The organism is Saccharothrix deserti, from assembly GCF_009769385.1.
GTDB classification, from domain to species: domain Bacteria; phylum Actinomycetota; class Actinomycetes; order Mycobacteriales; family Pseudonocardiaceae; genus Actinosynnema; species Actinosynnema deserti.
Map to the genome: position 1 here is coordinate 253,515 of NZ_VKAB01000011.1, position 12,471 is coordinate 265,985.

Below are 12,471 nucleotides of genomic sequence, written 5' to 3' on the forward strand. Positions count from 1 at the left end.
CCCGATGCGCGCACTGGTCCTGGCGACCCTGCTGCTCCTGGCCGCCGCACCCGCACAAGCAGCACGAGCCGCCCAAGCCGCTCCCGCACAGGCCGCATCCACTCAGGCAGCGGCGATGGACTACTGGCAGTACATGGCCACCTACGCGACCGAGGAGGAGTGCGAGGCGGAGGGCGCGAAGATCCCGGAGGGCGTCGACTACTACGTCTGCTGGCCGAACGACGGCGCCTGGGACTTCTACTGGGTCTTCCTGACCTGAGCGCTCTCGAGCCCGGGGATGGATTGGGCGAACCGGAACACGTCGTCCGGGTCGTAGCGCGACTTGACGGCGCGTAAGCGGTCCGCGTTGGACCCGTAGTAAGCGGTCAGCCAGTCGGCCTGGGCCGGGTCGGGGAAGTTCGGGTACCCCCGACCCGTGCCCCAGGGGTGCGGGATGGCCCACGCCGCCGCGAGCCGGGCCAGCACCTCCGGGCCGCGTCGGGCCGCGCCGTTCGGGCCGACCAGGACCGTGTGCTTGACCAGGAACGCCTGGTCACGGTGGGCGAACGCGGTGGCGTCCGACGGCACCCGCCCGTACGCGCCGCGCCACGGCGTGAACGCGATCTCCCGCAGCTCGCCGTGCTCCCGGCCCGCCACGAAGTGCGCCAGCAGCGCCGACACCACGTCGTCCGGCAGCGGCTGGTCGAAGAACTCGGTCTTCGCGGTGGACATCCCGGGCCGTTCGTGGACGAGCGGGATGCTCACCGGATCGCGTGCGACGGCCGAGTGCGGGGTGGCGTGCAGCAGTGCGGCGTCGGCGGCGGACACGTCGACCACCTCGGCGGACGCCGGCGGGACGGGTGCGGAGGCGATCATCGAGTCCACCGCGTCACGGTCGGGGACGGCGCCTACCAGCATCGCCACCGGCTCCTCGTCCGGGAACTCCGGGCAGAGCAGGATCAACTCGACGGACACCGCGTCCGGCGCGTCGGGCGCCCACCTCTGCCACCACCCGACCAGTGCGGCGGCGTGGCTGAAGTCCCAGGTCAACCGCAGGTGGGTGCGGGGCCGGGCGGGCACCGTGCGGAACGTCGCGCGGGTCACCACCCCGAAGTTGCCGCCGCCCGCGCCGCGCAGCGCCCAGAACAGGTCGGCCTCCCGGTCCTCGGACGCCTCCACGACGTCCCCGGACGCCAGCACGACCTCGGCCGTGGTCAGGGAGTCGCACGTCAGGCCGTGCAGGCGGCCGTGACTGCCGAACCCGCCGCCGAGCGCCGCGCCGACGACCCCGACGGACGGGCACGAACCGACCGGGACCAGGCGGTCCTGTGCCGCCAAGATCTCCGACAGCCGTCCGATCCGGACACCGCCACCCACCGTGACCAGGTCGCCGTCGACGGAGATCTCGTCCGACGGCGTCAGGTCCAGCAGGAGGCCGGTGGTGCTGGAGTGGCCGGCATTGCTGTGCCCGCCACCCCGGACGGCGAACGGCCACTCGCGCTCGCGGGCACGCCCGAGAGCCGCGATCACGTCGGCGGCGGAGGAGCAGCGGGCGACCTCGCGCGGCAGCACCTCGTGGGGCCGTCCGATGAACTGGCTGCGGGACAGTGCGTACCGGGGATCTTCGCGGCCCACCAGCTCAAGCATCGGCGTACATCCGGCTCTGCAACTCGTACAGGTCCGCGTACCGGCCACCGAGGGCCAGCAGTTCGGCGTGCGTGCCCTGTTCGGTCAGTTGTCCTTCGTGCAGCAGGAGGATCCGGTCGGCGTGCCGGACGCTGGCCAGCCGGTGCGTGATGAGCACGACCGTCCGGTCCTCGGCCAGCGCGCGCAGCGACTCGTACACCGCGAACTCGGCTTTGGCGTCCAACGGCGCGGTCGGCTCGTCCCAGATGAGGAGGGGCGCGTCCCGGTAGAGCCCGCGGGCCACGGCGAGCCGCTGCCACTGGCCGCCGGACAGCTCAACCCCGCCCCGGAACTGCTTGGACAGCAACGTGTGCCAGCCGTCCGGGAGCTGGTCGACCACCTCGTCCGCGCCCGCCTGGGTCGCCGCGTCCAGCATCGCCAGCCCTTCCGGGTCCGGGCGGTCGTACCTGCCGACGCGGACGTTCACCCGTGCCGTGTGCGGCCACCGGACCGGGTCCTGGAGGACCATCATCACCCGGTCGGCCACCCGGCCGCGGTCCACGAGCGCGATGTCGTGCCCGCCCCAGCCGACCACGCCGGACGTCGGCGTGTAGAGACCGGCGATGAGCTTCGCCAACGTGGTCTTGCCCGAGCCGTTCTCACCGACCAGCGCGATCGTCTCGCCGGGTTCGATGGTCAGCGAGACGTCCCGGATCGCGGGCCGGGTGCTGCCGGGGTAGTGGAACGTGACGCGGTCCAGGGTCACCCGGCTGGGGTCGATCGGGGCGTCGACGCCGTCGCGTTGCGCCGACCGTGCGGCGGAGGCCAGGAACTCCTGGTAGTCGGCCACGTACATGCCCTGTTCCACGAGCTGGTTGGCGGCCAGCACCAGCCGGTTCAACGCGGTCGTGGCGACCCGGATCGCGATCGCGGCGGTACCGGCGACGGCCAGCGGCACCCAGCCGTAGCGCACCAGCCCGCCGAGGACGACGTAGGTGACGGCGAGGCCGAGCCCGGCGAGCGCCCGGCCGATGCCCCGAACCCGCGCCTGGGCGGTGGCGAGCCGGACGTCCTCGTCCCGCAACGGGTCCGCGGCCACCCGGTACTCGTGCAGGACGAACGGTTCCGCCTGGTAGGCGCGGATCTCGGCGGCGGGCTCGCGTTCGGTGGCGAGGTCGGACACCATCTGCACGCGCCGGTCCAGCGCCACGGTCCGGCCGACGCTGGCGTAGGCGAGCTTCGCGGCCCGCTGCACCGCCCACCCGTCCGGGAGCACGGCCAGCAGCAGCACCGGCACCAGGATCGGGTGGAGCACGGCGAGGCTGCCGGTGGCGGCGACGATGCCGAGCACGGCCCCGATCAGTTCGACCAGGTTGTCCGCCGCCCGTTCGAGGAAGAAGAGGCCCCGGTCGCGGGCCCGGTGCATCCGGTCGTGGAACCGTGCGTCGTCGAACGCGGCCAGGTCCGCGGCGAGGCCGGCCGCGTAGAGCCGTTCCTCGGCCAGCCGCCGCACGGCCGGCGTGATCCGGGCGTGCGCGAGGGAGACGCCGACGTCCATCGCACCGCGCAACCCGAACGCCGCGCCGACGAGCAGCAGGTCCGGCAGCGCGGCCAGCACCCGTTCGGTGCTCGGACCGCTCGCCAGCAGTTCGGTCAACACCCCGGTCGTGGCGAACAGCCCGAACGCCGCCGCGAGCCCGGACACCACCTGCATCACGACGACCGCCGCCGCGGGCACGGGTGCCGCTTGGCGGATCATCTTGAGGACGGGCCACGTGGCCGAAGGCAGGCCGCGCAGCACACGGCGGGGTGCGGTCGCGGCGGTGTCGTCCAGTTGCCAGTGCGGGGTGACCAGGGCTCCGTCGCGCGGGTCCGGTTCGGTGGTCACGGCTGGGCCGGTCACGACGGGCCGTCGCCGAGGAGGAGCACCGACGGCAGGTCGCAGTCCGGGTGCATCCGGAGCAGTTGGTAGGCGATGCCGCCCGACCCGGACATGATGCTCGGCGAGTACACCTCGCGGGCCAGGCCGGTGGTCGGGCCGTTGGCTTCCAGGCTGCCGATCGTCATCGCGTCCAACGTCGGCCGGTCGAGCCCTTCGGGGGCCACGCCGGCGTCCAGTGCGGTCGTCAGCAGCTCCCACGTGCCCATGTCGCCGTGGCACAGGGTGTGGGTCCAGCCGATGCCGTCGCGCAGCGCCGAAGCCGCCGCCCGGCGCAGCACGTCCGGGTCTTCCGCGGCCAAGCCGACACCGATCGCGCCATGACACCAGGCGGCGGCGATCGTGTCCGGTTCACGTGGGTCCATCCACGCTTCCCGCACCGGGTTGTACCAAGTCTCCTCGAACGCCGCCGCGCCCTCGGCCAGCGCGGAGAACCGGCGGTCGTCGGTGACCGCCGCCAGCTTGGCCAACGCCCAGCCGATACCGGTGGCACCGTGGGCGAAGCCGCCGATGCCGTCCGGCCAGTTCGGCGCGGCCCACCGGACCAGGCCGCCGTCGGCGCGCGCGTCGTCGGCCAGCCGCCGGCCCGCGTCCACCGCCAGATCCACCCACCGCGCCCGACCGGTCCGCTCGGCCAGCATCAGCAGCGGCACGATGGCGCCCGCCGTGCCGACGACCAGGTCCGGTCCCTCACTGGCCGCGAGCGCGGCGGGCATCTGCTCGGCCAGGAACTCCGCGTCGTCCAGGCATTCGAGGCCCAGCCGGTGCAGGGTCAGCCAGGACCAGATCTGCGAGCCCAGGCCGATGTACCCGCCGACGGGATCCGGCCTGCGACGGGTGTGCTCGGCCTGCGCGGCCCACCACCGCTGGGTCAGCGCGGCCGTCCGCACGGTCGCGTCCAGCAGCTCCGACACACCGTCGACGGCGTCGGCGCGCCCCGCCGCCACCTCCCGGCGGTAGGCCGCGAGCAGCACGGCGACCCCCAGCGTCCCGCCGTACAGGTCGGGTGTCAGGGGAGTGGTCTGCCACCCGGACCGGTCCAGGATCGGCGCGAACCACGTGGCCGTGCCGTCACTGCCGCGTACCGCCTCGGCGGCGAGTTCACGCATCAGCTTCGCGGCCAGTGCTCGTCGGCGTTCGTCCAAGGAGGACAAATCGGGTGGCGGTGCGTCCATCCGGCGGAGATCGGGTTCCGCGCCCTGGTTCAGGTAGGCGCTGACGAGGGCGGCTTGCGTGACGCGGCGTTCCAGCGCGAGGTCGGCGGTGCGCCAGTTGTGCAGCGCCAACTCCACCTGGTCGACCCGAGGCCCGCAGACCAGGCCACCGGGTGTGTGCAGCCAGCCTTCGGCGGGGGTCGTGGTGAACACCGGGATGTCGCCGTCGAGCAGCTCGGCCACCTCGGCGGCGTGCACGTCCGGGTCACCCGGTCCGCGCGTGTTCATCGAGTGCCGGGCGAGCAACGCCCTGGCCTTGCGTTCCGCCGCGTCCTGGTCGTGCAGGCCCGCCGGGTGCCACAGCATCCGGGCCAGTTCGGTGTACGACTCGGTGTCGCGCACGATCACCCGCACCACGCAGTCGGCGAACGTCGCGAGCAACGGCGCCAACTCGCCCGCCCGGTCCAGCCGCGTGATCCGCGAGGCCATCTCGTCGAACCCGGCGACCACCCGGGGCCAGTGGTGCGCCAGCCGGGGCTGCGGGCTCGGCAGGTTCCGGGTCGGCGGCAGTTGCTGCGGCACGATGGCGACCCGTGCGGTGTCCGTGCCCGCGCCCACCAGGTCCGGCAACCCGATGTCGGGCTGTTCGCCGGGCAGCCCGCCCATCGCCGAACCGTCCACGCCGCGCCACCCCAGGCCGGCCCCGCGTCCGGGCAGGAGACCGGTCCGCAGCACGGTCCCGTTCAGCTGTTCGGCGATCCGGTCGGTCGCCTCGCCCGCGCCCGTCGGCGGGTGCGGCGGACGTGGCGTGAACACGCTTTCGCAGTCCACCACCACCGGCACCGGTCCGCAGGCGATGATGTTCTCCGCGTGCAGGTCCGTCCCGGCCACCAGCCGCATCACCGCGAGCCAGTGACCCAGGTTGCGGTAGAAGACGTCCAGTTCCGCGTCGGTCTCGCAGTACCGGTGGGCCACGTGTTCGGCCCAGCCGTAGTCGTCGGCGACGATCGCGCGCGGCACCCGGATGCCCGAGGCGTCACCGGCGGTCAGCACGGCCAGGAAGTCCGCCAGCCGCTGGTCCACCCGCATGGGACGCGGTTTGTAGACCACCGTGCCGCCGGTGCAGTGCAGCAGCGTGACGGTGTGGCCGCCGCGGTGGCTGTCGCCCGCGCCGAACTCGACTTTGCGCAGCTCACCGGCGTCGGCGCCGAGCAGGTCGCGTAGCCGGGGCCGGTCGGCGGCGAAGCGCGACGCCATCGTGTGCACCGCGTCGACCCGGTTGGCCACGACCGTGCGCAGCCGGGTCACGAGGTGCGGGTAGTGCCGGGTCAGGTCCTCCCAGAACGCGGGCTCGGCGGCCCGCGCCAGGAACTCCGCCCAACGGCCCGCCGGGTCGTCGGCGACGAGCCTGCCGGTCACGCGCGCCGCGTTCAGCTCCAGCACGATGACGCGGATGACCTTCCGCCGCACGGTGTCCAGCAACGCGTCGCGGGCGGCGTCGAGCACGGCGTCCGCCTCGGCGGCGCCGAGGTCGGCGACCTCGGCCAAACAGCGGGCCGACCGGTCGAGTGCCGGACCGATCAGCCAATCCAGGGTTCGGTCGAGTTCGCCGACCTCGTCGGGTGCCATCGGTCAGCAGCAGTACACCGGTCGGGACGCGGTGCACGACGAACAACGGCTGCCCGGCGGGTTGCACGCCACGATGTCGCCCTCGGCGAACTCGCCGTTGGCGAACAGCGGGCCGGCCGGGTTGTCCCACTCGTCGAGACCGGCGCGCCAGCGCGCCACCAGTTCCTCGGCGTCGAGCAGCATTGCGGTGGTCATTCTTGCTCCCTTCCTGGGCGGGAGCGAGGAGTGTAAAAATGCCGTGCACACGGGCGCGCACACAAAAAGTGGCGTTCCGCCGTTCAGTTGTGCCCACCCAATTCCGGGGTGGCGGTGTCATTGCGCCGAACGGCCTCGTACAACTCGTTGGTCGCCGCACTCGGCGCCACGCCCAGCTCCGCGTCCAGCACCCTGACCAGCCGTTGGTAGACCGCGACGGCTTCGGTGCGGCGTCCCGCAGCGGCCAGCGCGGCGACGAGGTGCCGCCAGAGCCGTTCCCGCAGCGGGTATTCGACCACCAGCCCGGCCAACGCGGGCACCAACTCGTCGTGGAAACCGAGCGCGAGGCGCACACCGACGAGATCTTCGATGGCGCTGATCCGCTGCTCGTCCAACACCGTCACGTCCGGACGGACCGCCTCGGGCACCGGCACACCGGCCATCACCGGCCCCCGCCACAGGCCCACCGCGCGGGCCAGGGAACGCGCCGCCGCGACGTGCGCGCCGTGGCCGCGCGACTCGTGCCCCTCGGCCACGAGCCGTTGGAACAGCGTCACGTCCACCCCGTCAGGCGGCGCGACCAACACGTACCCGTCCCGTGAGGCCACGATGCCGGGCTGACCGGCTGCGTGTAACAGCTTCCGCAATTCGGCCACATGCGTGCGCACGTTCGCGGCGGCCGACGGCGGCGGTTTACCCGACCACAGCGCCTCGATGATCCACTCCAGCGGCAACGCCCGGTTGGCGCGCAACGCCAACACACCGAGCAGCACCCGCGCCATCCGCCGCGCCGGGTGGCGCAGCACCCCACCGGTCCGCACCACGGGCCGTCCCAGCACCAAGACCGCCATCCGGCACCACCCCTTCACGGGCGAGACCTCCCGATATACAGGCAGTACCGACCGCGGGGCACCGGCGTCGCGGCACGTTCGCACGTCCGGCGCTGCGGTCCGGCGAAGGCCGCCCATCGACAACGCGAATGCCCGAACTGGCGAACGCGGTCCTCAGGGGCCGTGTAGTTGACTGTGGACATGACGACACCTCAGGTCGCGAGGCCCTCGATCCTGACCGTGGACGACGACCCGGGTGTGTCCCGGTCCGTGGCGCGCGACCTGCGCCGCAAGTACGGCGAGCGCTACCGGATCGTGCGGGCCGAGTCGGGGGCGCAGGCGCTCGACGCGTTGCGCGAGATCAAGCTGCGCGGCGAGGAGGTGGCGGTGCTGCTGGCCGACTACCGGATGCCGGGCATGAGCGGCATCGAGTTCCTGGAAGCCGCGATGGACCTGTTCCCGGCGGCACGGCGGGTGCTGCTGACCGCCTACGCCGACACCGACGCGGCGATCCGCGCGATCAACGTCGTGGACCTCGACCACTACCTGCTCAAACCGTGGGACCCGCCGGAGGAGAAGCTGTACCCGGTGCTGGACGACCTGCTGAGCGCCTGGTCGGCGGCCGACCGGAGCCCGGTGCGGCAGGTCCGCGTCATCGGCCACCGCTGGTCGTCGCGGTCCTTCGAGGTGCGCGACTTCCTGGCGCGCAACTCCGTCCCGTTCCGCTGGCACGCGCTGGACGACGGCGACACCGAGGCCGACCGGCTGCTCGCAGCGTCCGGCCAGGACGGCGACCGGCTGCCCGTGGTCATCACCGCGGACGGCGAGCCGCTGGTCCAGCCCTCGGACGCGGAACTGGCCGCGCGGGTCGGGCTGACCACGCGGCCGTCCACCGACTTCTACGACCTGATCGTGGTCGGCGGCGGTCCCGCCGGTCTGGGCGCGGCCGTCTACGGCGGTTCCGAGGGACTGCGGACGGTGCTGGTGGAACGCCGTGCGACGGGCGGCCAGGCGGGCACGAGCAGCCGGATCGAGAACTACCTGGGCTTCCCCGACGGCGTGTCCGGCGAGCAGCTGACCGACCGCGCCCGCAGACAGGCGCTGAAGTTCGACGTCGAAGTGCTGACCGCGTGCGACGTGGTCGGGTTGGAGGCACGCGGCGCGGCACGCGTGGTGCGGCTCGGCGACGGCACCGAGCTGGCCGCGCACACCGTCATCCTCGCCACCGGCGTGTCCTACCGGATGCTGGACGCGCCCGGCCTCGGCGGGCTGACCGGCCAGGGCGTGTTCTACGGCGCGGCGACCACCGAGGGCCCCAGCTGCGCGGACCAGGACGTCTACCTGGTCGGCGGCGCGAACTCGGCGGGCCAGGCGGCGCTGTACTTCGCCGCGCACGCCCGCCGCGTCGTGCTGGTGGTGCGCGGCGACTCGCTGGAGCGGTCGATGTCGCACTACCTGATCGAACAGCTCGCCCGCGTCGACAACATCGAGGTGCGCACGTGCACCGAGGTCGTCGGCGGGGTGGGGGAGCAGCACCTGGAGGCGTTGACGTTGCGGCACAACAAGACCGGCGAGACGACGACCGTGCCCACGTCGTGGCTGTTCGCGTTCATCGGCGCCGCACCGCACACCGACTGGCTCGCCGGCACGCTCGCCCGCGACGAGCGCGGTTTCGTGCTCGCCGGACCGGACCTGGTCGGCGACGGCCGCCTGCCCGAGGGCTGGGACCTCGACCGGCCGCCGTACCACCTGGAGACCAGCCTGCCCGGCGTGTTCGTGGCCGGTGACGTGCGCGCGGAGTCGGTGAAGCGGGTCGCGTCGGCCGTCGGTGACGGCGCGATGGCCGTGTCACTGGTCCACCGCTACCTGGAAAGGTCTTGATCGGCGTGGAGAAGTTGACGGTCGACGACCTGCGCGGGCTGTTCCTGTTCGAGCACCTGTCCGAGGAGCAGTTGGCGTGGCTCCTCGCGCACGGCGAGGTGGAGAGGCACCGGGCGGGCACGCAGGTGTTGCGCGAGGGGCAGCCCGCGACCTGCTTCTTCGTGCTGCTGGACGGCACGGTCGCGCTCAGCCGGGTGATCGGCGGCCAGCGCGTGGAGACCAACCGCACCGACCACCGCGGCGCGTACTTCGGGGCCGGCCAGGCGTACCTGAGCCCGGACGCGGAGACCGCGGCCGTCTACCAGATGACCGCGGACGCGGTGACCGACGTGCGGCTGTACCAGTTGCCCGCGACCGACTTCGGCGCGGTGTTCCGCGAGTGGTTCCCGATGGCCGTGCACCTGCTGGAAGGGCTGTTCTTCGGGTTGCGGAACACCCAGCGGATCGTGGGCCAGCGGGAACGGCTGCTCGCGCTGGGCTCGCTGTCGGCCGGGCTGACCCACGAGCTGAACAACCCGGCCGCCGCCGCGGTGCGGGCGACGGGGGCGTTGCGCGGGCGGATCGCCGGGATGCGGCACAAGCTGGCCCTGCTGGCGAGCGGTTCGCTCGACCCGGCCACCCTGCCGGTGCTGGTGAAGTTGCAGGAGAGCGCGGTCGAGCGGGTCGCGAAGGCGCCCAAGCTGGGCCCGATGGAGACCGCCGACCTGGAGGACGAGGTCGCCGACTGGCTGGACGCGCACGGCGTGTCGGGCGGCTGGGAGCTGGCCCCGGTGCTCGTCGCGGGCGGGCTGGACATCGACTGGCTCGACCGGGCGGCGGCCGTGTGCCCGGTGACGGCGACCGAGGCCGCCGTGCGCTGGCTGGCCTACACGGTCGAGACCGAGACCCTGATGAACGAGATCGAGGACGCCACCACCAGGGTGTCCACGCTGGTGGGCGCGGCCAAGCAGTACTCGCAGGTCGACCGCGCGCCGTTCCAGGTGGTCGACGTGCACGAACTGCTCGACTCGACGTTGGTCATGCTCGGCGGCAAGATCGGCGACGGCGTGCGCGTGGTCAAGGAGTACGACCGGTCGCTGCCGCCACTGCCCGCCTACGCCGCCGACCTCAACCAGGTGTGGACGAACCTGATCGACAACGCCGTGGCAGCGATGAACCGGCGCGGGACGTTGACAGTGCGAACGTCCCGCGCCGGTGATGACCTGGTGGTGGAGATCGCCGACACCGGTGCCGGCATCCCGGCCGAGGTGAAGGGCCGGATCTTCGAGCCCTTCTTCACGACCAAGGCTGTCGGCGAGGGCACCGGGCTCGGCCTGGACATCTCCTGGCGGATCGTGGTCGACCGCCACAACGGAGACATCCGGGTCGAGTCCGCGCCCGGCGACACCCGCTTCCAGGTCCTTCTGCCGCTGACCGCGTCTGCGCAGCCGTCAGCAGGTCCTGCGGAGGATGGATCCTGAGGTGCCCGGCAGCGAGACGGAGGTGACCGTCGCGCCGCGCTCGTCCGTGTGCCCGCCGTCCACCCGCACGGTGACCGCACCGGTGTCGGTCGGGTTCGCGTTGACCACCACCGTGCCGCACGCGAAGTCGCGCTGGAACACGTTCTTCGCCACCGAGCGGTACGGGCCGGCGGGCGTGCCGAGGTCCCAGTCGTACTCGGCGCGCCACGGCGACGCGTCGTCGTACCGGTCCCTCTGCTCGATGTCCGAGATCGCGGCCCGCTCGCCCGCCGCCATGAGGTAGCTGGCCAGCGCGTACCGGAACGGCCGGTCCTGGCCGGCGCTGTAGTGCGGCTGGACCCAGGTGATCTTGCCACGGGCCTCGTTCGCGGCGATCTCGGCGACCTGCCTGCTCCAGCCCTCGGCGTACTCGGGCAGCAGGTTGGTGTCGTCGAACGTCAGCCACCACTCGTCGAAGCCGCCGTCGAGGTGCTCGGTGTAGGCGTCCCACGCGCCGGCGTGCAGGCGTGCGTTGGACAGGTTCGCGACCGTCTTCAACCCGGCCGCGACGAATTCGTCCCGGGTGTTGGCCAACATCGACTTGTACGCGTCCTGCAGCGCCGCGTCGGTGGGGTACTTCGCCGGGCAGACGCCGTCGTGATACGCGTCGCACGGGAAGAGGGCGTTGTCCATGAACACGCCGTCGAATCCGGACGCCTTGCCGCTGGAGATCACATTGGCCGCCCACGCGTCCTGATAAGCGGTGTTGCCGACATCCATCTGCCAATGGCCCGAATATCCGCTGTACTCGAAGCGTCGCCCATTCGGGTCGAGGAGGAACCAGTCCGGGTGATCGCGTTCCGCCTGGCAGTACCCGATCCCGGTGGGCAGCTCCTTGTCGTCCACGCCGTCGCGGCACGCGTAGGAGCGGGTCGACGACAGGTCCTTGTAGACGAACACCTGGACCGCCGGGTTCGCCGCCTTGAGCTTGGGGATCAACGCGCCTTCCCAGGCGTTGAGCACGATGTACGCACGGCGTTTCGCCTCGGTGGCCAGCTGGGCGTCCGTGACCGGCGTGGAGTTCATGTGCAGCCAGAACGATCTCACGCGTCCACTCCCCGCGGTCGCCGGCGCGGTCGGCTCGGAGGTCGGTTCCGCGGTCGGCTCGGCGGCCACCGGCTCCGACGTCGCCGGAGCGGGGGCGCTCGGCTCCGCGGCTCCCGGCTCCGAGGGGGTGGTCAAGGCGGCCATGCCCGTGACACCGGCCATGAGGGTCATCAATACCCGACCGCGTACGCGGCGGGCAAGCCCGTTGATGGCGCGTTCGAGCCACGTGTGCAGGGACATGCGGAAACTCCCAGCGGCAGGCGGCACCCACCGTCGGACCTGTCGGATAGCCCGTGGCGGCAGGGGAACAATGGGCGCGCCGTGCCCTCGTGATTGTGTCGTGATCGCGCTGTGATCACCCTGGCGGGTGGCCCGCTGAACGCGTCACCGCAGTTAAACCGCTACTCGCGGGCAGGTCAAGTAGTGCGCGTCACACCACGTGTGGATTTCTGGTCGGGTATTGATCGTCTATTCCGGTCAGCGGATGAAAAGATCACGGCCGGATGGCGCGCACGTCTTCCCGCGACGCAGGCGCTCGTCGGCGCAGCCGACGAGCGCGATGCCGGCCAGCAGTGGCAGGACCATCCCCCCGGCGACCGCGAGGGCGCACGTGAGTGCGGTCCACAGCAGCAGTCTCATGGCCCTGAGGTTAGAGAGATCCCGGTCACAATCGCACCTGATTTGGGCAAGAC

The 12,471-nt window shown here is 72.2% G+C and carries 10 protein-coding genes; 3 read left to right on the forward strand and 7 right to left on the reverse strand.

The window, feature by feature from the left end:
• Positions 1-4: 4 nt before the first annotated feature.
• The gene (locus FM051_RS20785) at positions 5-259 is read left to right on the forward strand and encodes a hypothetical protein (RefSeq protein WP_158845851.1); all 255 of its coding nucleotides are present in this window, start codon (positions 5-7) and stop codon (positions 257-259) included.
• Here the strand turns inward: FM051_RS20785 and FM051_RS20790 are convergent.
• The 5 genes from FM051_RS20790 to FM051_RS20810 form a co-directional block, all read right to left on the reverse strand.
• Positions 238-1,626, reverse strand: a complete 1,389-nt coding sequence (locus tag FM051_RS20790) for an FAD-binding oxidoreductase (protein ID WP_158845854.1) — start codon at positions 1,624-1,626, stop codon at positions 238-240. The two genes, FM051_RS20785 and FM051_RS20790, sit on opposite strands and share 22 nt — an antisense overlap.
• Positions 1,619-3,493: an ABC transporter ATP-binding protein gene (locus tag FM051_RS20795; protein ID WP_158845857.1), complete on the reverse strand. Its 1,875-nt coding sequence runs from the start codon at positions 3,491-3,493 to the stop codon at positions 1,619-1,621. Before FM051_RS20795 ends, FM051_RS20790 begins: the two co-directional genes overlap by 8 nt.
• Positions 3,494-3,504: 11 nt before the next feature.
• A complete protein-coding gene (locus FM051_RS20800) occupies positions 3,505-6,327 on the reverse strand; it encodes a type 2 lanthipeptide synthetase LanM family protein (RefSeq protein ID WP_158845860.1) in 2,823 nt (940 codons plus the stop codon).
• Between the two features lie 3 nt (positions 6,328-6,330).
• Complete coding sequence (locus FM051_RS20805) at positions 6,331-6,522, reverse strand: DUF6229 family protein (protein ID WP_158845863.1); 192 nt, start codon at positions 6,520-6,522, stop codon at positions 6,331-6,333.
• Positions 6,523-6,605: 83 nt separating this feature from the next.
• Complete coding sequence (locus FM051_RS20810) at positions 6,606-7,373, reverse strand: AfsR/SARP family transcriptional regulator (RefSeq protein ID WP_158845866.1); 768 nt, start codon at positions 7,371-7,373, stop codon at positions 6,606-6,608.
• Positions 7,374-7,553: 180 nt separating this feature from the next.
• Between FM051_RS20810 and FM051_RS20815 the strand changes: the two genes are divergently transcribed.
• Together FM051_RS20815 and FM051_RS20820 are read left to right on the forward strand one after the other, a co-directional pair.
• Positions 7,554-9,233, forward strand: a complete 1,680-nt coding sequence (locus FM051_RS20815) for an NAD(P)/FAD-dependent oxidoreductase (protein ID WP_158845869.1) — start codon at positions 7,554-7,556, stop codon at positions 9,231-9,233.
• 5 nt (positions 9,234-9,238) lie between these two features.
• Positions 9,239-10,693, forward strand: a complete 1,455-nt coding sequence (locus FM051_RS20820) for an ATP-binding protein (protein WP_420803610.1) — start codon at positions 9,239-9,241, stop codon at positions 10,691-10,693.
• Here the strand turns inward: FM051_RS20820 and FM051_RS20825 are convergent.
• Positions 10,664-12,019, reverse strand: coding sequence for a putative glycoside hydrolase family 15 protein (locus FM051_RS20825; protein WP_158845872.1), 1,356 nt, complete (start codon positions 12,017-12,019; stop codon positions 10,664-10,666). The genes FM051_RS20820 and FM051_RS20825 overlap by 30 nt on opposite strands.
• Before the next feature lie 237 nt (positions 12,020-12,256).
• A complete protein-coding gene (locus FM051_RS20830; RefSeq protein WP_158845874.1) occupies positions 12,257-12,418 on the reverse strand; it encodes a hypothetical protein in 162 nt (53 codons plus the stop codon).
• Positions 12,419-12,471: the final 53 nt, after the last annotated feature.